23 protein-coding genes are annotated in these 23,830 nt (G+C 67.9%); 9 read left to right on the forward strand and 14 right to left on the reverse strand.

Annotated elements, in window-relative coordinates; translation table 11 throughout:
- Nucleotides 1-277 precede the first annotated feature (277 nt).
- The 5 genes from CSW59_RS13455 to CSW59_RS13475 all read right to left on the reverse strand — a co-directional run bounded on the left by CSW59_RS13455 (nt 278) and on the right by CSW59_RS13475 (nt 5,163).
- On the reverse strand, nt 278-751 hold the full coding sequence (locus CSW59_RS13455; protein ID WP_099444493.1) for a hypothetical protein: 474 nt from the start codon (nt 749-751) through the stop codon (nt 278-280).
- A gap of 333 nt (nt 752-1,084) precedes the next feature.
- Nucleotides 1,085-1,393, reverse strand: a complete 309-nt coding sequence (locus CSW59_RS13460) for a hypothetical protein (RefSeq protein ID WP_099444494.1) — start codon at nt 1,391-1,393, stop codon at nt 1,085-1,087.
- Nucleotides 1,394-1,395: 2 nt separating this feature from the next.
- The gene (locus CSW59_RS13465) at nt 1,396-3,132 is read right to left on the reverse strand and encodes a heparinase II/III family protein (RefSeq protein ID WP_099444495.1); all 1,737 of its coding nucleotides are present in this window, start codon (nt 3,130-3,132) and stop codon (nt 1,396-1,398) included.
- Between the two features lie 4 nt (nt 3,133-3,136).
- The gene (gene rpe / locus CSW59_RS13470; RefSeq protein WP_099444496.1) at nt 3,137-3,796 is read right to left on the reverse strand and encodes a ribulose-phosphate 3-epimerase; all 660 of its coding nucleotides are present in this window, start codon (nt 3,794-3,796) and stop codon (nt 3,137-3,139) included.
- An 86-nt stretch (nt 3,797-3,882) separates the two neighbouring features.
- Nucleotides 3,883-5,163 (reverse strand): RsmB/NOP family class I SAM-dependent RNA methyltransferase, encoded by a 1,281-nt coding sequence (locus CSW59_RS13475; RefSeq protein ID WP_099444497.1) that lies wholly within the window; start codon nt 5,161-5,163, stop codon nt 3,883-3,885.
- Between the two features lie 92 nt (nt 5,164-5,255).
- Between CSW59_RS13475 and CSW59_RS13480 the strand changes: the two genes are divergently transcribed.
- Nucleotides 5,256-5,480 (forward strand): DUF1674 domain-containing protein, encoded by a 225-nt coding sequence (locus CSW59_RS13480; RefSeq protein ID WP_099444498.1) that lies wholly within the window; start codon nt 5,256-5,258, stop codon nt 5,478-5,480.
- A gap of 138 nt (nt 5,481-5,618) precedes the next feature.
- Nucleotides 5,619-8,156, forward strand: a complete 2,538-nt coding sequence (locus tag CSW59_RS13485; RefSeq protein WP_099444499.1) for a cation-translocating P-type ATPase — start codon at nt 5,619-5,621, stop codon at nt 8,154-8,156.
- Here CSW59_RS13485 and pyrF read toward each other — a convergent pair.
- Nucleotides 8,125-8,814 carry an orotidine-5'-phosphate decarboxylase gene (gene pyrF, locus CSW59_RS13490; protein ID WP_099444500.1) on the reverse strand — a complete coding sequence of 230 codons (690 nt, stop codon included), beginning with the start codon at nt 8,812-8,814 and terminating at the stop codon, nt 8,125-8,127. The two genes, CSW59_RS13485 and pyrF, sit on opposite strands and share 32 nt — an antisense overlap.
- Nucleotides 8,815-8,913: 99 nt before the next feature.
- On the opposite strand from pyrF, the gene CSW59_RS13495 reads away from it, so the two are divergent.
- Nucleotides 8,914-9,609: a MarC family protein gene (locus CSW59_RS13495; RefSeq protein ID WP_099444501.1), complete on the forward strand. Its 696-nt coding sequence runs from the start codon at nt 8,914-8,916 to the stop codon at nt 9,607-9,609.
- A 45-nt stretch (nt 9,610-9,654) separates the two neighbouring features.
- Nucleotides 9,655-10,905, forward strand: coding sequence for a UbiH/UbiF/VisC/COQ6 family ubiquinone biosynthesis hydroxylase (locus tag CSW59_RS13500; RefSeq protein WP_201722800.1), 1,251 nt, complete (start codon nt 9,655-9,657; stop codon nt 10,903-10,905).
- A 400-nt stretch (nt 10,906-11,305) separates the two neighbouring features.
- Here CSW59_RS13500 and CSW59_RS13510 read toward each other — a convergent pair whose 3' ends face one another.
- The 4 genes from CSW59_RS13510 to CSW59_RS13525 form a co-directional block, all read right to left on the reverse strand.
- The gene (locus CSW59_RS13510; RefSeq protein ID WP_099444503.1) at nt 11,306-11,503 is read right to left on the reverse strand and encodes a Trm112 family protein; all 198 of its coding nucleotides are present in this window, start codon (nt 11,501-11,503) and stop codon (nt 11,306-11,308) included.
- Between the two features lie 9 nt (nt 11,504-11,512).
- On the reverse strand, nt 11,513-12,178 hold the full coding sequence (locus tag CSW59_RS13515; protein ID WP_099444504.1) for an LON peptidase substrate-binding domain-containing protein: 666 nt from the start codon (nt 12,176-12,178) through the stop codon (nt 11,513-11,515).
- A gap of 23 nt (nt 12,179-12,201) precedes the next feature.
- The gene (gene trxA / locus CSW59_RS13520; RefSeq protein ID WP_099444505.1) at nt 12,202-13,110 is read right to left on the reverse strand and encodes a thioredoxin; all 909 of its coding nucleotides are present in this window, start codon (nt 13,108-13,110) and stop codon (nt 12,202-12,204) included.
- A gap of 127 nt (nt 13,111-13,237) precedes the next feature.
- Nucleotides 13,238-13,747 (reverse strand): prolyl-tRNA synthetase associated domain-containing protein, encoded by a 510-nt coding sequence (locus CSW59_RS13525; protein ID WP_099444506.1) that lies wholly within the window; start codon nt 13,745-13,747, stop codon nt 13,238-13,240.
- 130 nt (nt 13,748-13,877) lie between these two features.
- Between CSW59_RS13525 and CSW59_RS13530 the strand changes: the two genes are divergently transcribed.
- From CSW59_RS13530 to CSW59_RS13545, 4 genes are all read left to right on the forward strand, one after another.
- Nucleotides 13,878-14,099 carry a hypothetical protein gene (locus CSW59_RS13530; RefSeq protein ID WP_099444507.1) on the forward strand — a complete coding sequence of 74 codons (222 nt, stop codon included), beginning with the start codon at nt 13,878-13,880 and terminating at the stop codon, nt 14,097-14,099.
- Nucleotides 14,100-14,173: 74 nt separating this feature from the next.
- On the forward strand, nt 14,174-14,920 hold the full coding sequence (locus tag CSW59_RS13535; protein ID WP_099444508.1) for a DUF6065 family protein: 747 nt from the start codon (nt 14,174-14,176) through the stop codon (nt 14,918-14,920).
- Between the two features lie 108 nt (nt 14,921-15,028).
- The gene (locus tag CSW59_RS13540; protein ID WP_143755000.1) at nt 15,029-15,589 is read left to right on the forward strand and encodes a hypothetical protein; all 561 of its coding nucleotides are present in this window, start codon (nt 15,029-15,031) and stop codon (nt 15,587-15,589) included.
- A 1-nt stretch (nt 15,590) separates the two neighbouring features.
- Nucleotides 15,591-15,890: a transcriptional regulator gene (locus tag CSW59_RS13545; RefSeq protein ID WP_099444510.1), complete on the forward strand. Its 300-nt coding sequence runs from the start codon at nt 15,591-15,593 to the stop codon at nt 15,888-15,890.
- Nucleotides 15,891-16,175: 285 nt separating this feature from the next.
- On the opposite strand, the gene CSW59_RS13550 is transcribed toward CSW59_RS13545, so the two are convergent.
- A complete protein-coding gene (locus tag CSW59_RS13550; RefSeq protein WP_161495053.1) occupies nt 16,176-16,670 on the reverse strand; it encodes an energy transducer TonB in 495 nt (164 codons plus the stop codon).
- On the opposite strand from CSW59_RS13550, the gene CSW59_RS20800 reads away from it, so the two are divergent.
- Complete coding sequence (locus tag CSW59_RS20800; protein ID WP_161495054.1) at nt 16,669-16,917, forward strand: hypothetical protein; 249 nt, start codon at nt 16,669-16,671, stop codon at nt 16,915-16,917. The genes CSW59_RS13550 and CSW59_RS20800 overlap by 2 nt on opposite strands.
- On the opposite strand, the gene CSW59_RS13555 is transcribed toward CSW59_RS20800, so the two are convergent.
- From CSW59_RS13555 to glmM, 3 genes are all read right to left on the reverse strand, one after another.
- On the reverse strand, nt 16,914-18,947 hold the full coding sequence (locus tag CSW59_RS13555) for a TonB-dependent receptor domain-containing protein (protein WP_236632219.1): 2,034 nt from the start codon (nt 18,945-18,947) through the stop codon (nt 16,914-16,916). The two genes, CSW59_RS20800 and CSW59_RS13555, sit on opposite strands and share 4 nt — an antisense overlap.
- 211 nt (nt 18,948-19,158) lie before the next feature.
- Nucleotides 19,159-21,969 (reverse strand): TonB-dependent receptor, encoded by a 2,811-nt coding sequence (locus CSW59_RS13560; protein WP_236632220.1) that lies wholly within the window; start codon nt 21,967-21,969, stop codon nt 19,159-19,161.
- Nucleotides 21,970-22,300: 331 nt separating this feature from the next.
- A complete protein-coding gene (gene glmM, locus CSW59_RS13565; RefSeq protein ID WP_099444513.1) occupies nt 22,301-23,647 on the reverse strand; it encodes a phosphoglucosamine mutase in 1,347 nt (448 codons plus the stop codon).
- Nucleotides 23,648-23,830 lie beyond the last annotated feature (183 nt).

Consider the following 23,830-nt stretch of genomic DNA (forward strand, 5'->3'; position numbering starts at 1 on the left):
AGAGGCAAACGCAAAAAGGCGCGGAAAGCCAAGGATTTCTTGACTTTCTGCGCCCTGCTGCTAGCTTTCGCTAGTTCCTAGTGTCTTGCTTTGGCTTGCCACACGGGATGCTCCTAGCAGGGCCTTTGGCCCCTGTTGGTTGTTGCTGGAGGGCCGGTTGCCCGGCAATTGGTTTTCGACCTTCCAGCGGAAAAGTGGTGGAGCCGGGGGGAGTCGAACCCCAGAGAGGACCCCTGCAAGTGAGCCTCTGGCCCGGCCTTTGTCCGGCCCCACGTCTCTAGACGGCCTCCTCTTCTTCCGAAGGGGGGGCCGTGATGCTTTCGGGCGAGAATGGAGGCGCGGGAGGACCGTCGCCAAAAGCGAGCCTGGGTCCAGTCTTCCAAACTAAGCCAATGCGCATAAGTGTTCCGTCTTGGCCTAGGCGGCTGAGCTGCGGCGACATGCTCTCACGGGCTACATTCAGGCCGTATTTCTCGTTGATCCAGCGAATAACGTCAGCGGCTTCTAGTCCGTCAGGACTCGCCACGATCGCCTCTATCGCCATCTCCTTAAGCGTCTTCTTGCCAGTCCCGCTAGACCCGCGCTCTCGGGCCTGCTTCGGCTGACCCTCTTGTGGCAAGGCCGCAAAGGCCACGTCGATTTCACGCAGCTCTTCCTTCAAGGCCTTGATCTGGCTTTGTATTTCTGCCCGGCGGGCCGCCATGAATGCGCGAAGTGTTATCGACATGTTGGTAATGTGCACGAGTCGCATGCGGCAACGCAAGGGTGATCTTGCGTCTTGTACCGAGTTTTTCGTTAACTCATTGTTAACGGACTCCGCCAATCTGTAGCGGCAAAGGGTCACCTGAGCGCGATATATGGTATAGGGTGCCACCACTACCGACAAAAAGATGGGCCCGGCGGAAAGTTCGCTGGGCTTGCGCGCAAGCTAAGCTGCAACGAGGATAAAGCACATTTGAAGATGCGGTCAGGAAGGCGGTTAGATCCAAACCGTAGCCTCAGGCGAACCCGGTTCGCCTGAGCATGAGAAGGCCGAAAAGGGATGAGAAAGTTTCTCTCGCTTCCGTGGGGCGCTTAGGGTGCGTCACCCAACACCAGTCATAGATCGCCGACCCCCAACCCGCCCCCGCACGCCCCGAAACACCATCGCCATCTCGATATGCGTGTGCACATACCCGTGCTCGAACAGGTACGTCAGCATCCGGTCGTAGACGTCGTCATAGTCCGCCGTCGCCACGCTGCCCGGCGACCGCGCCTCGCGCTCCAGCACATCCAGCAGGTCCGGAGCGTCCGCCCTCAAGGCGGCGATGACCTCGGCGATTTCGGCGTCGGTGTACTCCGGCGCCTGCCGCGCGCGGCCGGGGTCGATCGGTGGGCGGCGGGTGAACCCCACGGCTACCCCTCCGCCCGCGTCAGCTTCCAGCGGATCTTCGCCCCCACCTCCGGGCGGACCTGGCTCTTGAGCACTACCTGGCCGGCCTTGCGGGCCAGGCCGTGGTCGAAGTGGGCCGAGGGGGCGATCTCGACGTCGACGGCGTCGTTGCGCAGCCACCAGCCGATGGTGTTGGGCCCCCGGATCAGCACGCTCTTGCCGTCGCGGGCGATCGAGGCTCTCGCCTCGGGGTGCAGGTGGAAGCGCACGGCGAAGGGCAGGTAGCGGCGCGGGCCGGTCGCTGCGCCGGGGTCTGCGGCCATGGGCGTCAAGCTGTCCTCGCCGCGCAGCTCGTCGGCGACGGCGTCGAGGAACAGGCGCCGGGTGTGGGTCAGGCCCGCATGGCGCCAGCCGTCGTGGACGATGTCCAGCCACACCCCGCCGACGTCGTCGTGGCGCTGGGCCTCGACCTTGGTCGCGCCGTCGACCAGCCAAGAACCCAGCGCGCGAGCGCGGAAGCCCGAGAGGGGGCGGCCGGCCGAGCCGTCGCCGACCGAGACGGTCGAGGCCGCGTCCGACAGGCGGAAGGCGTGGGCGCCGGCGGCCTCGGGGCTCCAGCCGCAGCTGGTGATCAGCCGGTCCTTGGCGCACAGAATCTCGATGGCGGCCGGCTGGGCGCAGGCGGCGACCGAGAGGGGGCCGGCGGCGGGCGGGCCGCAGTCGGCGATCAGCTCCAGCGAGCCGCCGACCATCTTTTGATAGCCGCTGTGCGGGGCGCTGTTCAGCGGGCGCGGGCCCGTATCGTCATGGGCCAGGGCCGCGGCGATGCGCGCCTGGCCCACCGTCTCGCCGCCGTGGAAGGCCGCCAGGCCGCCGTCGCCCAGGGTGAAGAAGCGCGTGGCGGTCGACAGGCGGTCGATGGCGCGGGCGACGGCCTCGGGCGTCGGCTTGCCGCGTTGGCGCAGGGCGTCGTCGAGGGTCAAGAGGTCGAACAGCAGCTCGACCCCGGCCTCGGGCGAGCGGGTGGCGTGGCCGCCGTCGGGCAGGACGATGCGGTCGATATGGCGAGAGAGGGCCTTGAGGCCTTTGTCGATCAGGATCTCGCCCGGCTTGCCGGCCAGGACGCAGCCGGCGATCGTGACGGCCACGGCGCGCTCCAGCACGCGGGCGGGTGCCTTCTTGATTTCGGCCAGATGGCGAGCCTGGCGGGCGAGGTCGCGGCGCAGGTCGGCGGCCTCGGCGTCGCTGGCCTCGGCGGCCAGGGCGCGGGCGGCGCAGGCCAGGTGGAAGACCCGCCGCTCCAGGCAGTCGGCGCTCCAGGAAAAGGCGTTCCACTTGCCGAACACCCGCCGCCAGTCGTCGAGCAGGCGCAAGGCGCGGCGCGCGCCGTCCGGGCCGGCGGCGATCAGGTCCGGCAGCCAGTCGAAGCGGTGCAGGCTGACGGCGAAGCGACGCGTGGGGCTGGCGGTGTCGAACGGATCGCCTGTTTCGCCCAGGCGCAACGAGCCGCCGTCCAGGACCAGCGTCCCGGCCAGGATGCGGCGGCCTTGGCCCGCGTTGGTGGGGCGTGGATCGCGCGGATGGGCGGCCAGGGCCGTGACCTTGGGGCCGGAGATCTTCAGGCGGTGCGGACCCGAGCCGAACCACTCGCGCTCGACATGGGTGGAAAGCTCGGCCTTTACGGCTCGCCACAGGACCCGGGCCCGCTTCCTGGCGGGAGGACGATAGCCGTTGGCGGAACGCTTGACGGCTGGAGCCAACGGATCAGCCGCCCTTCAGCGCGCGGATGTTGGCGGCGTAGGCCTCGCGGCCGCCCTTGAACACCGCCGAGCCGGCGACGAGGGCTGTGGCTCCGGCGTCCACGCATTGCGGGGCGGTGACCGGCGTGACGCCGCCGTCGACCTCGATGATGATGGGAAGGCCGGCCTTGTCGACCATCTTGCGCAGGGCCTCGACCTTGCGCAGCTGGCCGGGAATGAAGCTCTGGCCGCCGAAGCCTGGATTGACCGACATGACCAGCAAGAGGTCGACGTCCTCCAGGATCCACTCGATATGGTCGAGGCCGGTCGAGGGGTTGAAGACGACGCCCGCCTTGGCGCCCAGCTCGCGAATGCGCTTCAGCGAGCGGTGCAGGTGCGGGCCGGCTTCGGGGTGAATGCTGATTATGTCCGCGCCAGCGGCGCGAAACGCTTCGAGATAAGGGTCCGCCGGGCTGATCATCAGGTGCACGTCGAACGGGATCTTGGCGTGCGGCCGGATGGCTTTGACGATGTCGGGGCCGAGCGTGATGTTGGGCACGAAGTGGCCGTCCATCACGTCGACATGCACCCAGTCGGCGCCGGCCGCCTCGATGGCGGCGACTTCCTCGCCCAGGCGGGCGAAGTCGGAAGCGAGGATCGACGGGGCGATGAGCGGCGCGGTCATGACCCTGGGATAGCGGGCCGGAGTCGCTCTGTCATCCCGGACGGGACCCGTTAAGCGCAGAAATACTCAAGCTCACCGAACCGTGGTCAGGCCTTGCGGAACCGCGCGGCGAAGAAGCCGTCCTGGCCGCCGTCCAGCTGGTGCGGCAGCAGGCGCAGCGTGCCGCGCGGGGTCAGGCTCGCTTCCGGCGCGCCGCCTTCGCCGGGCGCGATGGGGTCCAGCGCCATGTCCGGGCGGCGGGCCAGGAAGGCCTCGACCTGGGCCTCGCCCTCCTCGGGCTCCAGCGAGCAGACGCAGTAGACCAGGCGCCCGCCGGGCTTGAGGCGATCGGCGGCGCTGTCGAGGATGCGGGCCTGGACGCCGGCGAGGCTCGCGACATCGCCCGGCCGCGCGGCCCACAGCACGTCTGGGTGCCGGCGGAAAGTGCCGGTGGCGCTGCACGGGGCGTCCAGCAGGATGGCGTCAAAGGTCCGTTCGTCGTCCCAGGCCGCGCCGTCGGCGGCGACCACTTCGGCGGTGAGGCCGGTGCGGACCAGGTTCTCTTCCAGGCGCTTGAGGCGCGCGGCCGAGCGATCGAGGGCGACGACGTCCGCGCCGGCGGCCGCCAGCTGCAGGGTCTTGCCGCCGGGCGCGGCGCAGAGGTCGAGCACGGCCTCGCCGGCCTTGACGTCCAGCAGGCGGGCGGGAATGGCGGCGGCGGCGTCCTGCACCCACCAGGTCCCATCCTCGAAGCTGGGCCAGGCGGCGACGTCGCCCTTGCGACGCAAGCGTAAGGAGCCACCGGGCAGGATCTCGCCCTCCAGCGCCTGCGCCAGGGCGGCCGAGTCGGCGTCGGGCTTGAGCGAGAGGTCGGTGGCCGGCTCCAGCGCGATCTGACCGGCGATCTCGCGCGCCGTGGCCTCGCCGAACGCGGCGACCCAGCGCGAATAGAGCCAGGGCGGGGCCAGCAAGGTCGGGTCGTTGCTGGGCGGGGCGTCGCGCAGCAGGCCGCGCAGGACGGCGTTGACCAGGCCCTTGAACGGGCGGCTGGTCTTGTTGGCGCCGGCCAGCTCGACCGAGGTGGCCACGGCGGCGAAGGCCGGGACCTCCAGGTGGAAGGCCTGGGCCGCGCCGAGGCGCAGCAGGTGCATGACCCGGTCCGGCGGCGCCTTCTGCAGGCGCGCGGCGAGGGCGCGGTCGATGGGGCCAAGGTGGCGCAGCACGGCCATGGCCAGGGCGCGGGCAAAGGCCCGCTCGCGCGGTTCGAGGAAGCGGAAACCGTTGGCCGAGGCGGCTTCGTCGAGGCCGCCGCGCCGCGACAGGGCCGCGTCGATCAGGGTCAGGGCGGCTTCCCGGGCGGGGAGGCCGTCGTTCAATTCTTGAGTCACCGCCTCGCCGTGCCAAGAGGCGGGCGCGAGCGCAAGCGGATTCGCACCGCGAGCGGTGGCAAGGCGCCCCTGTGCGGTGCTAAACTCGGCTCATGTCCGACCTTCCCGACGCCTCGCCCGAAGCTGTTCCCGAAGTCCCCGGCGCCGCCCCCGGCAAGGCTTTGAGCCCCGCCGCCCGCCGCGCCCTGGAAGAGGCCGCCGCCCGCCGCGCGGCCGAAGAGGCGCTGTCGCTTCCTCCCGAACAGGGTGGCCGAGAAGGCCCCGAACCGACCCGCTTCGGCGACTGGGAGAAGAAGGGCGTGGCGGTCGACTTCTGACCAACGGCCGCGCTGGACGAGAAGGCGCTGGACGCGGCCGACGCCACGGCGCGACACTCCAGATCCGGATCGCGGCGATTATCTTGTCTTGGTCTGACATCCAGAGTCGGCGTCAGCTGGCGGATCGGACAGAGAGTCATGTCGCGCGAGGGCTTCAACGGACTGACTGAGGCCGAGGCGACCAGACGGCTCGCCGAATTTGGCTCCAACGCCTTGCCGCGCGCCACGGGGCGGGGCCTGGCCCGGATCCTCCTCGACACCCTGCGCGAGCCGATGTTCCTGCTGCTGATCGGGGCCGCCGGCCTTTATTTGGTGCTGGGGGACCTGGGCGAGGGCCTGTTCCTGATGGCGGGCGCCGTGGCGACCATTGGACTGGTCGTGCTGCAGGAAGCGCGCAGCGAGCGGGCGCTGTCGGCCCTGCGCGATTTGTCCCAGCCCTACGCGCGGGTGGTGCGCGACGGCGTCGAGGCGCGGCTGGCGGCGCGGGACCTGGTTCCAGGCGACATCATCCTGATCGGCGAGGGCGAGCGGCTGCCGGCCGACGGCGTGCTGGTCGGCGGCGACGTCCTGAGCGTTGATGAGTCGGCCCTGACCGGCGAGTCCGCCCCGGTCTCCAAGCGTCCCTTGACCGAAGGCGAGGCGATCGACGCCGACGCTCAGCCCGGCGCGGAGACCGGACCCTATCTCTTCTCGGGCGCCTTGGTGGTGCGCGGCCAGGCGGTGGCCAGGGTCAGCAAGACCGGCTCCGGGACGGCGCTGGGTCGCATCGGGGTCTCTCTGGCCGCGATCGTCCAGCAGCCCACGCCATTGCAGAAGACCGCCGGACGCCTGGTGACGCTGCTGGGCGCGATGGCCATCGCTTTTTGCGTGGTCGTGGCCATCGCCTATGGCCTGCTGCGCGGAGACTGGGTCGGTGGCGTCCTGGCCGGCGTGACCGTCGCCATCGCGCTGATCCCCGAGGAATTCCCGATGGTGCTGGCCGTCTTCCTGGCGCTGGGCGCCGGACGCCTGGCGCGGCGCAAGGTGCTGGTGCGACGCAGCGCGGTGATCGAGGCCTTGGGCGGCGCGTCGTTCCTCTGCGTCGACAAGACCGGCACCCTGACCGAGAACCAGATGCGCGTGGCGCGGATCTGGACATCGGGCGAGGATTGGGCCGTCAGCGCCGATGTCCCTTTATCCGCTCCCGCGCACGCCTGTTTGCGCGTGGCTGGACTGGCCTGCGCCGTCCGTCCCGTCGATCCCATGGACAAGGCCGTCCGGGCGCTGCTGGGCGGCCCAGAGCCCGAGACGCCAGATGCGCCGGAACGCACCTGGCCTCTGCGGCCCGAGCGCATGGCCATGGTTCAGGCCTGGCGCGGGCCACAGGATCAGTGGCGTATCGCCGCCAAGGGCGCGCCTGAGGCGATCTTCCGGCTGTGCCGATTGTCGGACGCTCAAGTCGGCGAGCTGGCCCCCATCGTGGAGCGGTTCGCCCGCCTAGGACTGCGCGTGCTCGGCGTGGCGTCCTGCTTGACGGGTGGGGCGCTGCTCGATGCTCCCGAGGACGCGCCCTTCACGTTCGAGGGGTTGATCGGCTTCCTGGATCCTGTTCGCGCGGACGTCCCGGCGGCCCTGAAAGAGGCTCAAGGAGCGGGCATCGCCGTGGTCATGATCACGGGCGATCATCCCGCCACCGCCCTGGCGGTCGCCGAGACCGCCGGACTGGACGCCTCGGGCGGGGTGATGATCGGCGCGGAGATCGCCGCGCTAGACGACGCGGCCCTGGCCGAGCGCCTGCGCCAGACCCGCCTTTTCGCCCGTATAACGCCGGACCAGAAGTTGCGGATCGTCCAGGCCTTGAAGGCCGACGGCCAGGTCGTGGCCATGACCGGCGACGGCGTCAATGACGCGCCGGCCTTGGAGGCGGCCCATATCGGCATCGCCATGGGCCAGAAGGGCACCGACGTGGCGCGCGAGGCCGCCGACCTCGTCATTCTGGATGACAGTTTCGCCTCGATCGTGGGCGGGGTGCGACTGGGGCGGCGGATCTTCGCCAACCTGCGCAAGGCGTTGGTCTATGTCACAGCCATCCACGTTCCGATCGCCGGCGTCGCCCTCATTCCGATCGTCATGGGCCTGCCGCCGCTGCTGTATCCGATGCACGTGGTGTTCTTGGAGCTATTGATTGATCCCGTCTGCGCCATGGTGTTCGAGGCTGAGCCAGGCGGCGCGCACGCCATGCAGCATCCGCCGAGGCGGCGGGACGAGCCGCTGTTTGGACCCCGCCAGGTGGGCCTGGCCCTGCTGCAGGGCGCCGGCGTTCTGGCCATGGTGCTGGGGGTCTATGTCTGGGCGCTGGGTCATCATCCAGAAAGCCAGGCGCGCGGCGCGGCTTTTCTGACGCTGGTGGCGGGCAATCTGATCCTGGCCCTGGCCGACGCCTCGTCTTCGGGCGGCCGACTATTCGCGCCTCATCGCCGAATCTACTGGACCATCACCGCTGCGGCGTCCGGCGCCCTGGTCCTGATCTTCACCGTCCCGGCCCTGGCCGCCATTTTCAAGGTCGCGCCGCCGTCGCCGGGCCTGCTGTTCGCGGCCCTGGGGCTGGCGATGGTCGGCGGCGGCTGGTTCGGGGTGGTTCGCGCGTTGGGCCGACGTCCGTCGCTCACACCCCCGCGATCTCCTCGATCACCTTAAGCGCCGCCTCGCGCGGATCGTTCGCGGCGGTGATCGGGCGGCCGCAGACCAGATGGCTGGCGCCGGCGCGGATGGCGGCTTCAGGCGTGGCGGCGCGGGCCTGGTCGTTCTTGGCCGACCAAAAGGGGCGCACGCCGGGGGTGACGATGAGAAAGCCCGGACCGGCGATCTCGCGGGCCAGCGCGGCTTCGTGCGGCGAGGAGACGATGCCGTCGACACCGCAGTCGATGGCCTGGCGCACCCTGCGCTCGACCAGCTCGCGGGCGCTGAAGGCGTAGCCCATCTCGATCAGGTCGGCGTCGGTCAGGCTGGTCAGCACCGTGACGGCCAGGATCTTCAGCGAGGAATCGCCCCGCGCCTGGACCGCCGCCTTCATGACCTGCGGCTCAGCATGGACGGTCAGCAAATCGCAACCGCTCCCTGCCAGGACACGGGCCGAGCGCTCGACCGTCGCGCCGATGTCGTGGAGCTTCCAGTCAAGGAAGATCGACTTGCCCGACGCCTTCAGTTCGCGGGCCAGGGTCATGCCGTCGCTGGCCAGCAGTTCCAGGCCAATCTTGTAGAAGCTGACCGTGTCGCCCAGGCGCTCGACCATGTCGCGGGCCTCGTCGACGGTGGGCAGGTCGAGCGGCACGATCAGGCGCGGGTCGGCGGTCATCTTCTAGTCCCCATGTTTGGTCGCAAGGGTTGGCGCGCGCGACGGTCCGCTCTAGGACAGAGCAAAGCTTGGGCGCGATCTGAAAGGTAGGGACGTCGAATGACCGAGGCCAAACTCGCCGTCAACTTCTTCGTCGCGCTGTTTGCTCTGATCGACCCGATCGGCAACGTGCCGCTGTTCGCCGCCGCCACCCTGGGCGCGGCTGCGGCGGGGCGGCGGATGGTGGCCGTCTATATCGGCCTGTTCATGACCGCGTTCCTGATCTTCTTCTATTTCACGGGCGTTGGCCTGTTGGCCTTCTTCGGCATCTCGATGCCGGCCTTCCGGATCGCCGGCGGCATCATCCTGTTCATTCTGGGCTTGGACATGGTGCGCGACGACTTCACCACCATGTTCGCCGACGCCGCCGAGGGCGTGGAGGACCAGTCGCCCCGCGCCTACGCCAAGCAGCGGTTCGAGCGGTTGATCGTGCCGTTCGCCATGCCCCTGCTGATCGGGCCAGGCGCGATCTCGACCGTGATCATCTACGCCGCCGAGGCCAAGCCGCTGGGTCTGGCGGGCGCCGGGATCGGGGTGGCGGTGATCGCCGCCGTCTCGGCCGTGGTTGTAGCCTGTTTCTGGGCCGCGCCGCTGATCGGCCGGGTGCTGGGGCGGATCGGCATGAGCATCGTGGTGCGGGTGCTTGGCCTGATCCTCTGCGCCCTGGCCGTTCAGTTCGTGATCGTCGGGGTCGGCGACGCCACGCGAGGCCTGATCCGCAGCGACGCCCAAGCCCCTTACGCGGAAAAGAAATAGCCGGGCGTCTGGACAGGCGCGGGAGGGGGAGCCCATATCCCCTTCATGCGCGCTTACGATGCAGACGTGATCATCGCGGGCGCCGGCATGGCCGGCGCGACCCTGGCCCTGGCCCTGAAGTCCGGCGGTCTCAAACCCCTGCTGGTCGACCCCCAGCCGTTCGACGCCCAGCTGGCGCCGACCTTCGATGGGCGCAGCTCGGCCATCGCCTATTCCTCGTTCCGCCAATGGCGCGCGATCGGGGCGGGCGAGAGCTTGGAGCCGCATGCCCAGCGCATCGAGCAGATCCTGGTCACCGACGGCCGCACGCCTGGCGCGGCGGCCCGCAAGCCGCTGCCGTCGTTCCTGCGCTTTGACTCCGGCGAGATTTCGGGCCGCATCGAGGGCGAGCCGTTGGGCTATCTGGTCGAGAACCGCCAGATCCGCGCGGCCCTCTCCAAGGCTGTGATCGAGAAAGAGATTCCGGTCATCGCCCCGATGGCGGCCAAGAACCTGGAGGTCACGCCCGGCGCGGCCCGCCTGATCCTGTCGGACGGCCGGGCGCTCACCGCGCCGCTCGCCGTCAGCGCCGAGGGGCGCGGCTCGGTCCTGCGCCAGGCGGCCGGCATCGGCCACATCGGCTGGGGCTATGGCCAGAGTGGCGTCGTCTGCACGGTGAAGCTGGAGCGTCCGCACGAGGGCGTCGCCCACGAATATTTCCTGCCCAGCGGTCCGTTCGCCATCCTGCCGCTGACCGAGAACCGCGCCAGCCTGGTCTGGACCGAGAGCACGGCGCGCGGCGAGGCCCTGAGGAACGCGTCGCCTGAGATTTTCCACGCCCACCTGATGCGCCGGTTCGGCGATTTCCTGGGGAGAGTGGAGGTGGTCGGGCCGACCTTCGTCTATCCGCTGTCGCTGCTACTGGCCGAACGGATGACCGCGCCGCGCCTGGCCTTGATCGGCGACGCCGCCCACGGCGTGCACCCGATCGCCGGGCAGGGGTTGAACCTGGGCCTGAAGGACGCAGCGGCCCTGGCCGAGGTGCTGGTCGAGGCCGTCCGCAACGGCGAGGACATCGGCGCCGAGGCGGTGCTGGAGCGCTACGCCCGCTGGCGGCGGTTCGACACCGTCACCAACGCTCTCGCCTTCGACGCCTTCGTGCGGATCTTCTCGAACGACAACCCGCTGCTGCGCGTGGCGCGCGGGGCTGGCCTGGCGGTGGTCAACCGCATCGCTCCGGCCCGCCGGTTCTTCATGCACGAAGCCGGCGGCGGGGTGGGCGATCTGCCGAAGCTGTTGCGGGGTGTAGCGCTTTAGTCGGCTTTGCTGGCGCACCTGATCGACGTTGCGACAAGAGCGACGACGCCAACAACGAACGCGATGTCTGCCCCCAGGGATAGTCCGGTTATCCAGGCGGGATAGGACTGCTTCGGCCAAGGCCAGAGCACGATGGCCATGGCGTGGACTGCAATCGTGCAGGCTATGGTGGCCCAGAACCAGGGTTCGCGTCGCAGGGGCCAGTAAGTTCGGACGGCAAATCCTATAGCGGCCGTGGAGGTCCAGGCCAGCTGACCAACGGCCGGCAAGCCGAGCCTGTCGAAGATCAACAGCAGCGGCGCGGATAGGCCAATGATGAGCAGGCCCCACCACTTGGGGAAAGGCTCGAAGATCGAGTCTTCTCGCAGATCGAATGGCCGCTGGGGCATGGGTTGGAGCGCTAAGCCTCCAGTTCCCGCGCCTCTTCGGGCAGCATGATCGGCACGCCGTCGCGGATCGGATAGGCGAGCTTCGCCGAGCGGCTGATCAGTTCGCCGGCGGCGCGGTCGTAGTCCAGCGGACCGCGGGTCACCGGGCACACCAACACTTCCAAGAGGCGCGGATCGACATCGACGGGGGGAGGGGCGGCTTGGGTCATGGCGCCTGTCTACTGAATCGAAGTCGGTTCGTCATCGTCGCTTGCGGCCGCGTCGATCTCGAGCAGCGCCGTCAGGGTCGCCTTGCGCTCGAAGATGGTCTCGGCCTCCAGCAGGGCCTGCTTTTCCATCGGGTCGAACGGCAGGGCCATGGCCAGGCTGTTGATCAGAGCGTCGGAGGGCGCGCTCTCGGCGTCGCCCCAGTCGATGGCCAGGCCCCGGTGGTCCAGATAGCGGCGTAGGGCTGACAGCAGCCGGTCGATGTCGGCGGCGGTGCGCTCGCCGGAGCCGTCTTCACGCAGGTCGGGCTCATAGGGACTGAAGTCGACGCGCATCTGCCGGTAGGGCGTGCGCACCGGCAGCTCATCTCCGGCCCGGAACCGGCAGAGCCCGGTCAGGGTGATCAGGTATCGGCCGTCGCTGGTCTCGGCGAAGCTGGTCACGCGGCCGGCGCAGCCGACCGGGGCCAGGGCCGGGCGCTGATGATCGCCGCCGACGCGAGTCTGGATCATGCCGATGATCCGCTCGCCGGACATGGCGTCGTCCAGCATGTTCAGATAGCGCGGCTCGAAGATGTTCAGCGGCAGCTGTCCGCCGGGCAGCAGCAGCACGCCGTCCAAGGGAAACACCGGGATCACCAGGGGCAGGTCGCCAAGCTTTCGGTAGGCCGTCGGCATGGACTCTCCGTGTGACTGAGACCTTAGCTGAACAGGATCGAGGATAGCTTCCGGCGCCCTTGCTTGGCCACTTCCGAGGTCGGGCCGGCGGCCTCGAACACGGTCAGGAGCTGCTTGCGAGCGGCTTCGTCGTTCCAGGCGCGGTCGCGGGCGATGATGGTCAAGAGGTGGTCGGCCGCGTCTTGCAGGCGGCCGGCGCCTGCGAAGGCCTTGGCCAGCTCGAAGCGGGCCTCGTGGTCGTCGGGATCGGCGGCCAGGCGCTGCTCGAAGGCGGCGGTCTCGGACGGAGCCTCTTCGGCAAGAGCGAGCGCCGCGCGGGCGGCGTCGAGGTCGGGGTCCTTGGCGTCGGCGGGGGCCATGGCTGCGACCTCGGCCGCGCCTTCCAGGTCGCCGCCGATCACATAGGCGCGCGCCATGCCGCCGATGGCCTTGATGTTGGTCGGGTCGACCTGCAGGGCCTGGGCGAAGGCCTGGGCCGCGCCGCCGACGTCGCCGATCTCAAGGGATTCCTTGCCCAGGGCGATCAGTTCGTCGAGCGGGCTCTCGCCGCCCCCGGCCTTGGCCAGCTTCTCGACGAAGGCCTTGACCTGGCTCTCGGGCAGGGCGCCCTGGAAGGCGTCCACCGGGCGGCCGTCGACGAAGGCGTAGACGGTCGGGATCGACTGCACGCGCAGTTGGCCGGCGAAGGCCGGATTGGCGTCGACGTCGATCTTGACCAGCTTGACGGCGCCCTTGGCCGCATTGACGACCTTTTCGATCGTCGGAGTCAGCTGGCGGCACGGGCCGCACCAGGTGGCCCAGAAGTCGACGATGACGGGCTGGGTCTTGGACGCCTCGATGACGTCGGCCATGAAGGTGGCGTCCGAGCCATCCTTGATGTGGTCGCTCTTGCCCGAGGCGGGGGCGGCGGGCTTTTCGCCGATCAGGGACATCGGGTCTCTCGTATTCTCGGGGATAGGAAGACTTGGGATAGGAAGACTTGGGGCAGGAAACGCGTCAGTCGCCAAGATGGTCCCTGGCGGGCGCTCGCGCAATGATGCGTACGCTTGACGAAGCGGATCAGACGACCGCCATCGCCTCGAAGTCGACGATCATCGGGTCGATCTCCAACGCGGCCAGGAACTTGCGGAAGCCCGCCTGGCTGACGGCGGTGGTGGCGTCGTTCTTTAGCGGGTGGAAGTTGACCGGGTCGCTGTCGGCCAGGGCCTTGTCCAGCACGAAGCGGACGCGCTTGTCGACGTCGTTGATCAGGCCGAAGGCGGTGACCGAGCCCGGCGTCACGCCAAGCGTCTCCAGCATCATCGGCTCGGGCCCGAACGACAGCCGCCCAGAGCCGATCACGTGGTGCAGCTTTTTCAGGTCGATGCGTGTCTCGCCCAGGGCCGAGATCAGCCACAGCTGGCCCTTGGCGTCCTTGAGGAACAGGTTCTTGGTGTGTCCCCCAGGCAGGGCGGCCTTGATCTCCAGCCCCTCCTCGACGCGGAACACCGGCGGGTGGTCGAGGGTCTTGTGGTCGACCCCGTGGGCGTCGAAGAAGGCGAACAGGTCGGCGCGGGTCTTGGCGGTCATGGCCGTTTCCTAAGGCCAGGCGACATCCGGCGCAAACCGGCGCGTTGACAGCTTTTCGCGATCGTTCAATCTTGGGTTTATGCAATCGCCGTCATCGCCTGGGATGCCTACAAAAAGAACCCTCTGGTTCATGGGCGGCGTGGCGTTTGTCTATTCTCTGGCGCTCGTGCTGCCGGAGGCCCTGACTCGCGCCGTCCAAGTTCTCAGCGGAGCCGCGATCCTCTTCCATTTGCGAGAGATGATGATCGGGCGTCCCGCGCGGTGGCCCTGGCTCCTAGAAGCCACTTTCCTGGCGAGCTGTCTGATCGGCGGCTGGGGCATGATCCTGGCCATTCGCTCCGTCTACGCCTGACCCGCTGGACGCCCCCCGGTCTTGCCCGCTAGACCTGATCCAACAAGGGGCAGGAAGCCAAGCAAAGGACCGGCATGGAACTGGAGTGCTATCCCACCGAGAACCGGCCGCCCGAGATCGTGCCGGGCCGGCCGCAGCGCGCTTGGATGGACCGGTTCGCCGAGCGCCATCCCTATCGCTGTCTGCCGCTGACCATGGCCAACACCACCGGCTGGGACATTCTCTGCCCGGTCGGCTTCTCGATGACCTGGGACGGCGGGGCGCACCAGGAGTGCATCAAGTTCCAGCCCGACCACCCCTATCCGGGCTTCACCGATTTTGTGAAGTCGCACTTCACGCGCGGCGTGGTCACCTTCCACACCGGCTATCTGTTCCGCACCCCGCCGGGCTGGTCGATGATGGCCATGGGGCCGCCCAACCACGTCAAGGACGGCATCCAGCCGCTGGCCGGGGTGATCGAGACTGACTGGCTGCCCTTCCCCTTCACGATGAACTGGATCTTCACCCGCCCCGGCACCGTGCGGTTCGAGAAGGGCGAGACCTTCTGCTTCCTGATGCTGCTGCAGGACAAGGCCATCGAGTCGTTCCAGCCGGTGATCCGCTCGATGAACTCCAATCCCGAGCTGCGCCGCCAGTACGACGTCTGGGCCGAGAAGCGCACCGAGTTCAACAGCCTGATCTTCAAACGTGACCCCGAGGCGACCAAGGAGGCCTGGCAGCGCTTCTATTTCAAGGGCGAGTACCCCGAGGAGATCCAGGCCGAGGCCCCCAGCCACCACGTCAACAAGCGCCGCCTGAAGGCGCCGAAGCTCGGGGTCTGACACCAGGAGCGCTCCGGAGAAAGAACTCTTCAGAGGACTCTGCTTGACAGAGTTTCTTTGTGCGCGCTTACTCTGCATCACAGAGTTATCTGAATGGAGGCGGTAATGATGAGCGTTTCCGAACACGAGGCCCGGGGCGCCCTGGCCGAGATCGAGGCGGTGACCCGCCGAGGCCAGACGTTGAAGGGCTATCGTTACGCCGGTCCCATCCTGATGGTCTGGGGCGTGATCTGGTTCCTGGGCTATCTGGGCATGGCGCGGCTGTCTCCGGCGCTATGGGGCTGGATGTGGTTGGCCCTCGACGGCGTAGGCTTCGCCGCAACTCTGCTCCTGGCCGCCAAGGCCCCGGCGGCGGCGGGCGGCGCGGCGGGTCAGGCGATGCGCACCAGCCTTGGCATGGCCGCCGGCGTGGCCTTCGTCCTGGCCATCGTGGCGGTGTTTCCCAAGCACGACCTGCTGCCCTATCTGGCCCTGCCGGGCCTGTTCGTGGGCTTCATCTATACGGTCCTTGGGATCTATCTGGCCCCACGCTACGCCTGGATCGGCGTGACCCTGTTCGTCGCCACCTTGGCCGGCTACTACGCCTGGCCCGCGCATCTGGCCGAATGGCTGGCCGTGGTTGGCGGCGGCGGGCTGTTCCTGAGCGGCGTCTGGCTGCGGAGCGCCTGAGATGTCTCAAGCCGACGATCTGATCCACCAGCCGCTGCGCCTGAAGATCATGGCCGCCCTGGCCGCCGAGAAGGGCGCGCCGCTGGACTTTCCGCGGCTCAAGGCGATCACCCAGGCCACCGACGGCAATCTGGGCAGTCACCTGACGACGCTGGAGAAGGCCGGCTATGTGGCGATCGAGAAGGACTTCGTGGGCAAGCGACCCCGCACCCGCGCGGCGCTGACGCCCCTGGGCCGCAAGGCCTTCCGCGACCACGTCGCCTATCTGCGCGCGGTGGTCGAAGCCGCCGAGGCGCTGTGAGGACCCACGGCAATGCGAATGAAGACTCCTCGCCGCTGGCCCAGTCCCGAGCCTTCGCTGTTCTCGAAGACGCCGCCGGAGATCGTCATTCTGAACGCGCGGAAGCAATCAGAAGCCGCCCGTCTAGAGCCTCGCGCGTCAAAACGGAATCGTTTTGACGCGATAACGAGGCTCTAAATCAAATACTTAGAGCGTGACGCGCCCGGTCGATAGAGAACGTCCAGACGATCGCGACCCTGCCGCTCCTCCTCGGGTGAGACACGGCTTCTTCAGCCTGGATCGACCTCAGCGGTCCAGGTGGAAGTCCACCACCGCCGACAGCTCCAGCCGTTCTCCGGCAATCTCACGAGGGGCGGGCGGGAACGGGGCGGCGCGGTCGAGCATGGCCAGCACCTCGGCGTCCAGAAGGGCGTAGCCGGAGCCCCGGACAAGCTCGCCGCGAAGCACCCGGCCATGGCGGTCCAGCACCAGAAAGATTTCCGCCATGCCCTCCTCACGGCGCTGTCGGGCCTTGCGCGGATAGGTCTTGTGGGCCTCCAGCCATGCCCGCACGCGCGCGGCGTAGTCGCCCTGGGCGCGCGTCGAAGCGGGCGGCGCGCCCGCGCTTGTCGGCGTCCCTGGGGCGGCCGTCGCACGGCCGACCCCTGTCCCGCCGCCGGGCGGCGGCGAGGCGATCTCGGCGTGACGGGATGGCGCGGCGGCGACCTGAGGCGGGACCGGCGCATGATCAGCGAAAGCCGCCGACCGGGTCACGGTCGGCGGCGTCGCGGAGGCGGCCATGTCGCTCGGCGGCGTCGGGCCCGGGGATTGGGTTGACGCCGCCGATGACGGCGAAGCCGCCGGCGACCTCTGGGCCGGCGCCGTCGTCTCGCTGGCGAGCTCCGACAAGCTCACCAGCGAGACGCTCATGTCCGGCGGAGGATCGGTGTTGGGCCTGGGCGTTCGCGTCAGGCTCCACAGACCAAGGCCGTGGGAGACCAGCACGACGGTCCAGGCCGCGCAGCGAGCCGGTATCCGCATCGGCTAGAAGGCCTTGGCGACGGACACCTTCACGCTGCGCCCCTCGGCGTTGAAGGAAGACAGGTGGCGACGGAAGCGCCGGTCGCCGATGTTGTCGACGGCCAGGCGCAGATCGACGCCAGCCAGGGCGCCCGCCGGGGGCTTCCAGGACAGGGTGGCGCCGTGGACGACATAGCCGGGGGTGCGCTCGGACGCGGTGCTGACTTCGTCCTGATCGGCGGCGGCCTCGACCTTCCAGGCGAAGGTCACGCCTTGCAGCGGCCAGCGATAGCCGACCGTCATATTGGCCTCGTCGGCCGGCACGGTATTGAGATAGGCGTCGGTCAGCTGGTTCTTGCCCTCGGTGGTGGAGAGATTCAGCCGGGCGAAGAAGAACCGCGCCGCGTACTCGGCTTCCAACTCGACGCCGGTGAAGCGGCTTTCGCCGACATTCATATAATAGGCCGAGGTGGTCGACGCCCGGGTGATCAGATTGCCCACGTCGTTGCGGAAGGCCGTGACCTTGGCCCGGAACACGTCGTTCTTGCGCAGCAGGTTCTCCAGCGAAAGTGTCGCGCCCAGCTCGTAGTTGTCGGATTCCTCGGGCTTGAGGTTCAGGGAGTAGTTGGTCGCCGTCGCGCTGGTGCGGCTGTAGATCTCGTCGAGGACGGGCATGCGCACCGTGTGAGCGATCGAACCGAACAGCGAGACCTGGTCGCTGAGGGCGTACATCACCGCGATCTTTGGCGAGACGCCGTTGTCCTTGACCTTGGCCGTGGTGGTCACGCCCTGACCAGGCTCCAGACGCGTCCAGTCGATCCGCACGCCCGGGGTAATGGTCAGCCGGTCGGCCCAGATCAGTTCGGCCTGGGCGTACAGGCCGTACTTGCTCATGTCGCCTTCGGGGTGGGTCGTGGCGCCGTGGTTCACCGTGCCCGAGGTCGTGGTGCGGGGATTGCGGCGTTCCTGCTGATAGGCCTGGGCGCCGACGAACAGATAGGACTTCCAGTCCTTGCCCAGGGTCAGTTCCGAGCGGTTTTCCACGCGGCCTTGCAGGGTCTCGTAGGAAAATTCCGAATAGGTCACGCCCGACAGGAAGGTCGTCTCGCGCTGCTCGGCCTTCGACATGGCGTAGGAGCCCTGGGCGCGCAGGTCCAGCAGCTTGGAGCCGTTGAAGTCGTTCTCGTAGCCCAGCACTGCGGTCTTGTCGTCGACCTTGCGGCGGACCGGCGTGGTGCCGAAGCCCTCGGCCTGATCGTACATCTGGGTGCTGTCGCTGACCCAGCGCTCATAGCTGCCCCACAGGGCGTGATGCTTGTTTCCGCCCAGGGTCTGACGAGCCTTCAGCAGGTACGAGGTTGAGATGGCGTTGGAGGGGGTCACCGTCTCGCCGTCGCCGTCCTTGTAGTGGCCGACGTCGCGGTCGTTATAGGCGGCCAGCAGCTCCAGCGAGTCGGTCGGCTTGCCGGCCAGGATGACCGAAGCCGTGCGGCCGTCGCCGTTCGACTCGTAGCCGGCCTTCAGCCGCACGGCGAACCGATCATCGCCGCGCAGGAAGTCAGAGGCGTCCTTGGTGGTGAAGTTGACGACGCCCGCCAGGGCGCCGGCCCCGTACAGCGTCGACGAGGCCGGGCCGCGCAGGATCTCGACACGCTTGTAGAGCTCGGGCTCGCTGAAGAACGAGCCCATCCGGTACTGCTCGTAGAACTTGGCCACGCCGTCGACCTGCATCAGGATGCGGCTGTCGGAGTCGGCCAGGCCGGTGCCCAGGCCCCGGATGTTGAAGCCTTGGCCCAGGGCGCTGACCCCGCCCTGCACGCTGACGCCGGGCGCGCTCTCCAGCAGCTCGCCGATCGTGGAGGCCTGGGCGTCGTCGATGTCGTCCTGGTCCAGGGTGGTGACGGCCTGGGGCGTGTCGATCGCCACCTTCTCCGTCCCGGCCGATACGACCACCTTGCCCAGCGAAAGCTTGGCGGCGGCCGTTTTCGACGCCTCGTTCTCGGTGGTTTGCCGGGCCTCGGCCACGCTGGCCATCAGCATCAGCGATGCGCCAAGCATCAAGGCCGCGCGGCCACCGAACAATCCCTTATGCAACATCTACGCCCCACTTGCACATAATAATTAGTCTCAACGGACGCCCGTGAGACAGGCGCGAGCCTTCTGCGCTCGATCGCCTATAATTGCAAGTGATTCTCAAGAGCGTCTTTGGGGGCGTGCTTTTCGCCCGAACGAAAGCGGCCAGCGACCTTCGCCGCTGGCCGCTCGCGCGTTACTCGCCGAAGCGGAACCGCAGGCCCACGCCGTAGTAGCGGCCTTCGTAGCGCACATCGACCGGATAGGCTCGGGTCGGCGAGTAGTTGTTATAGTTCTCGAACGGCTTGGCCAGCAGGTTGGTGACATCCACACCGACCGTGATGTTCTTGGTCACGTCGTAGCTGAGCGACGCGTCCAGGCGGGAGGTGCCCCGGATGCCGACGCCGGTGTAACGCGAGCCGTCCGTGGCCTGGCGGTAGTAGTCCACCCACGGCGAGCGATAGTTGTACGACAGTCGGCCCGTGAGCCCGTTGCGCTCGTAGAACACGGCGGCGTTGTAGGTCCACTTGGACAGGCCCTCGATCCGCACGTACTCGCCGTCGCCGCCCAGCACCGCCGGCTGCATCTTGCGGCCGTTGATGTAGGTGACGTTGGCCTGGACCCCGAAGCCCTTCCAGGCGCCCGGCAGGAAGTCCAGGAAGCTTTGGGCGTTGACCTCGAAGCCCTTGATCTTGCCCGCGCCGGAGTTCTCGGGGCGGCTGATCTGGATCAGGCCGTAGACTGGATCCTGGACCTGTCGCGTGTACCGGCTCGTGAAGCCGAACAGGTCGCGATGGAAGCCGGCGACCGAGATATTGCCGGTGCTTGAGAAATAGTACTCGGCGCTGACGTCGTAGTTGTCCGAGGTCAGCGGCAGCAGGTCGGGGTTCCCACCCGAACCATAAGCATTGATGTTGGCGGTCGGCGAGTTGGGATCGACCGGTTGCGACGGGTCGCGGACCACCTGGCTGATGTTCAGCGCCGGATTGAGGTCGCCGAAGTTCACCCGCGTGCGGGTCTGGGTATAGGCCATGCGCAGTTGGAACTTGTCGACCGGCCGGATTCGCATGCTCACGTTCGGAAGAACGTCGGTATAGTTCTGCCGGATCGTGCGTGGGATCAGGGTGGTGACGCCGTTGGCGCTGACGCGCGAGGTGCCGGAGAACTCGCCCGTAGTCTGGACGACCCGCACCCCCGCGACGCCGTCAACCGCGACCGACCCGACGTCGAAGGCGTACTTGGCCTGAACGTATTCGGCGTAGCTCTGCTCCTTCGCGCTGAAGGCGCCGGCCTTGTCCAGTTGCACGTCCTCGGTGCTGAACGCCGCCAGGGTGTCCTTGTAGCCCTGGTCGTTCGGATTGAGGGCGACTAGCTGCTTTAACGCGTCCACGGAGCGCTGCCGCAGGGCCGCGAAGTTGCCGGCGACCCCCTCGCGGGTTGGCATCAGGTAGCGGGTGAAGCCCTGGGTGCTCCCCCGGAACGGATCCTCGATCAGTTGGAGTTCGCCGACCGGCAGGCTGGCCAGAGGGATTTTCAGCGGTAGCACCCAGGCGTAGCGCGAGCCCTGGATCAGCGAGGCGTCGCGATCGGTATAGCGCAGGCCGAACTTGATCTCCGGGATCAGCGACGAGCCGGTGTCATAGGTCAGGTCGCCGCGCCATTGCACGCCGCTGCCCTTGGCGATGTAGCGGCGCTCGTAATAGCCGCGCCAGAGATAGTTGGCCGGGTCCGAGGCGTTGAAGCCCTGGATGTCGAACGCCGCGCCGTCCTTCTCGTTGAACTTGACGACGACTGTCGGCGGCGACGCGAAGGCGCTGTCCAGGCTCCAGTTGCGGGCGGTGTAGCGGCTGTCTTCGTAGGCGAGGTCCGTGGACACCGTCAGCCGGTCGCCGCGCCAGACCGCGCCAACAGCGCCCTGGTAGGTGTTGGTCTGGTCGGCGCCGGTCGAGCGATAGGCCTGCGGGGCCATGCCGCCGGTCTTGGTGAAGCTGGCGGCCTGGTCGGTCGACCCTGGGACCAGGACGACGTTGGTCAGGGTCGGGTCCTTCTGGACGGTCGAATCCCAGTCGCGGAGATTGACGTCCAGGTTGTCGGTGGCCTGGCGGCCGCGATAGCCCTGGTAGATGCCGTCGAAATAGATCTCGAGCTTGTCGGTCGGCTTCCACTGGATGGCGACGTTGCCCGAGGGGCGATAGCGCTTGCCGCCGTCGTTATAGAGGCCGACGGAGGCGGGGTAGTAGAAGTTGGTCCCGACGCTGGCCGGCGAGACGGTGGATAGCGGGCTGACCTTGACGATCGACTGGTTGTTGTAGCGCACCCCGTTCCGGTACTTCGACTCGGCATAGGTGGCGTTGGCCAGGATCCCGACCTCGCCGATCGGCGTGTCCCAGCGCTTCGACACCAGGATATTGCCGTTCGGGTCGCGCTTCTTGCTCTGGTCGTTGTAGGTCAGGCGGATGCCGCCGCCGATGAATCCGCCCTTGAAGTCGAACGGGCGACGGGTGCGGACATTGATCAGGCCCGCCAGGCCTGGCTCGACGATGTCGGCGGTGCCGGACTTGTAGACCTCGATGCCGGCCAGGGCCTGGGCGGGGAAGTCCTGCAACTGCACGCGGCGGTTCTCGGCCGTGAAGATTTCGCGGCCGTTATAGGTGGTGGCCACGTCGGGCAGGCCGCGGATCAGGACCCTGTTGGCCTCGTCGCTGAACCGTTCGACCTGGATGCCGGTGATGCGCGCCAGGGTCTCGGCGGCGGTGTTGTCCGGCAGTTTGCCGATGTCTTCGGCGACGACCGCGTCAAGTATGGCGTCCGAGCTGCGCTTGATCTGCTGCGCCGAACTCAGGCTCTTGCGCAGCCCGGTGATCACGACTTCCGTCACGGCCGAGTCCTCGACCTTGGCGCTGGTCGCCGGCCTGGTCTCGGCGGGTTTTTCCGCGATCTGAGCTGCCGCCGGCATGGCGGCGATTGCTATCGGCGCAGCCGACAGCAGGAGCGCTAGGCGCTTCATGTGTCCCCTCCCTGGGATCGAGCGTGAATGAGATTTCACGCTTCAGTTTTGTCAGACTAAAACTGCACGGTACTCGCGGGAGGCGTCAATGGGATTAATGGCATAAATCTAAGGAAGAGCACTGCGCTCCTTTCCAGCGCTGTGCCGGCGAGAGCGTCCGCCGGCCACGCGGCGACTCATGCGCAGGATGGAAATTTTATATGTCGGACAAGTCGCTATCGCGTTTTCGAGCGCGCGCGAACGGGCAAGCGTCCCCAGCGTCATGCCGTTGGGGAGCCTCGCGAGATTAAAATGCCGACAAGCCGCGTGTGCGGATGCCTTGAGCGCCTGTTCAGGCGGCCTTCACCGCGCCGGCGATCGACTTGACCACCTTCTTGACCAGAGCGGGGTCGTCGCCCTCGGCCATGATGCGGATCAGAGGCTCGGTGCCCGATGCGCGGACGACGATGCGGCCCGAGCCGTTCAGCTGGGCCTCGCCGTCGGCGATGGCTTCCTTGACGGTCTTGGCCTCCAGCGGCTTGCCGCCGGCGAAGCGGACGTTCTCCAGCAACTGCGGCACCGGCTCGAACTGGCGGCTCAGCGCGCTCATCGGCTGGCCGGTCTCGATCATCACCGCCAGCACCTGCAGGGCGGCGATCAAACCATCGCCCGTGGTCGAGAAGTCCGACAGGATCAGGTGGCCCGACTGCTCGCCACCCACGTTGAAACCGCCCTCGCGCATGCGCTGCATGACATAGCGGTCGCCGACGGCGGTGCGCTCCAGGGAGAGGCCCTGGCCGTTCAGGCAGCGCTCGAGGCCGAGGTTCGACATGACCGTGGCGACGACGCCGCCGCCCTTCAGCGTCCCGGCCTTGGCCAGGGATCCCGCGATGATCGCCATGATCTGGTCGCCGTCGACGACCACGCCCTTCTCGTCGCAGATCACCAGGCGATCGGCGTCGCCGTCCAGGGCGATGCCGATGTCGGCCCGGTATTCGCGCACCATCTTGGCCATGGCCTCGGGATGGGTCGAGCCGCACTCTTCGTTGATGTTGGTGCCGTCGGGCGACACGCCCAGCGACATCACCTCGGCGCCCAGCTCGTAGAGGGCTGTGGGGGCGACCTTGTAGGCCGCGCCATTGGCGCAATCGATGACGATGCGCAGGCCCGAGAGGTTGCGGTGGCGCGGGAAGGTCGCCTTGACGATCTCGACATAGCGCGCCTGGGCGTCGTCGATCCGCTTGACCCGGCCCAGCTCGCGCGGCGCGGCGAGGCCCTCCTGCAGGCCCTCGTCCATCAGGGCCTCGATCTTCAGCTCCTGCTCGTCGGACAGCTTGTAGCCGTCCGGGCCGAACAGCTTGATGCCGTTGTCGGCGAAGTTGTTGTGGCTGGCCGAGATCATGATGCCGAGATCCGCGCGCATCGAGCGGGTCATCATCGCCACGGCCGGGGTCGGCAGAGGTCCGAACAGGCGCACGTCCAGGCCCACGCTGGTCAGGCCCGCGACCAGGGCCGGCTCGATCATGTAGCCCGACAGGCGCGTGTCCTTGCCGATCACCACCAGGTGGCGGCGCTCGTCCTGCGAGCGGAACAGCTTGCCGGCCGCCAGACCTACGCGCAGGGCCACCTCGGCCGTCATCGGGTGCTTGTTGGCCTGTCCGCGAATGCCGTCGGTGCCGAAATAGGCGCGCTTGCTCATGTGATTTCGTCGTCTCTTTCAGAGCGTAACAGTCGTAGGGTCGCTCATTGCCCCAATTCTGAGCCATTCAGAAGCGATTGGCTCGCTGAAATTCGGCTCGCGAAACGATCCGAAATGCAGATTTATCGGAGCCGTTCCCGGACGGGTGCTAAAGGCCGGCTTCGTAAAGCTCGCGTCCGCGCC

The sequence above is a fragment of the Caulobacter sp. BP25 genome (assembly GCF_002737755.1).
In the GTDB taxonomy this organism is placed as follows: Bacteria; Pseudomonadota; Alphaproteobacteria; order Caulobacterales; family Caulobacteraceae; genus Caulobacter.

Coding starts and splice junctions, on each gene's coding strand:
- CSW59_RS13455 (WP_099444493.1), bottom strand. CDS start 751: ATGCGACTCGTGCACATTACCAACATGTCGATAACACTTCGCGCATTC.
- rpe (WP_099444496.1), bottom strand. CDS start 3,796: ATGACCGCGCCGCTCATCGCCCCGTCGATCCTCGCTTCCGACTTCGCC.
- CSW59_RS13480 (WP_099444498.1), top strand. CDS start 5,256: ATGTCCGACCTTCCCGACGCCTCGCCCGAAGCTGTTCCCGAAGTCCCC.
- CSW59_RS13485 (WP_099444499.1), top strand. CDS start 5,619: ATGTCGCGCGAGGGCTTCAACGGACTGACTGAGGCCGAGGCGACCAGA.
- pyrF (WP_099444500.1), bottom strand. CDS start 8,814: ATGACCGCCGACCCGCGCCTGATCGTGCCGCTCGACCTGCCCACCGTC.
- CSW59_RS13495 (WP_099444501.1), top strand. CDS start 8,914: ATGACCGAGGCCAAACTCGCCGTCAACTTCTTCGTCGCGCTGTTTGCT.
- CSW59_RS13500 (WP_201722800.1), top strand. CDS start 9,655: ATGCGCGCTTACGATGCAGACGTGATCATCGCGGGCGCCGGCATGGCC.
- CSW59_RS13510 (WP_099444503.1), bottom strand. CDS start 11,503: ATGACCCAAGCCGCCCCTCCCCCCGTCGATGTCGATCCGCGCCTCTTG.
- CSW59_RS13515 (WP_099444504.1), bottom strand. CDS start 12,178: ATGCCGACGGCCTACCGAAAGCTTGGCGACCTGCCCCTGGTGATCCCG.
- trxA (WP_099444505.1), bottom strand. CDS start 13,110: ATGTCCCTGATCGGCGAAAAGCCCGCCGCCCCCGCCTCGGGCAAGAGC.
- CSW59_RS13525 (WP_099444506.1), bottom strand. CDS start 13,747: ATGACCGCCAAGACCCGCGCCGACCTGTTCGCCTTCTTCGACGCCCAC.
- CSW59_RS13530 (WP_099444507.1), top strand. CDS start 13,878: ATGGGCGGCGTGGCGTTTGTCTATTCTCTGGCGCTCGTGCTGCCGGAG.
- CSW59_RS13535 (WP_099444508.1), top strand. CDS start 14,174: ATGGAACTGGAGTGCTATCCCACCGAGAACCGGCCGCCCGAGATCGTG.
- CSW59_RS13540 (WP_143755000.1), top strand. CDS start 15,029: ATGAGCGTTTCCGAACACGAGGCCCGGGGCGCCCTGGCCGAGATCGAG.
- CSW59_RS13545 (WP_099444510.1), top strand. CDS start 15,591: ATGTCTCAAGCCGACGATCTGATCCACCAGCCGCTGCGCCTGAAGATC.
- CSW59_RS20800 (WP_161495054.1), top strand. CDS start 16,669: ATGTCGCTCGGCGGCGTCGGGCCCGGGGATTGGGTTGACGCCGCCGAT.
- CSW59_RS13550 (WP_161495053.1), bottom strand. CDS start 16,670: ATGGCCGCCTCCGCGACGCCGCCGACCGTGACCCGGTCGGCGGCTTTC.
- CSW59_RS13555 (WP_236632219.1), bottom strand. CDS start 18,947: ATGCTTGGCGCATCGCTGATGCTGATGGCCAGCGTGGCCGAGGCCCGG.
- CSW59_RS13560 (WP_236632220.1), bottom strand. CDS start 21,969: ATGAAGCGCCTAGCGCTCCTGCTGTCGGCTGCGCCGATAGCAATCGCC.
- glmM (WP_099444513.1), bottom strand. CDS start 23,647: ATGAGCAAGCGCGCCTATTTCGGCACCGACGGCATTCGCGGACAGGCC.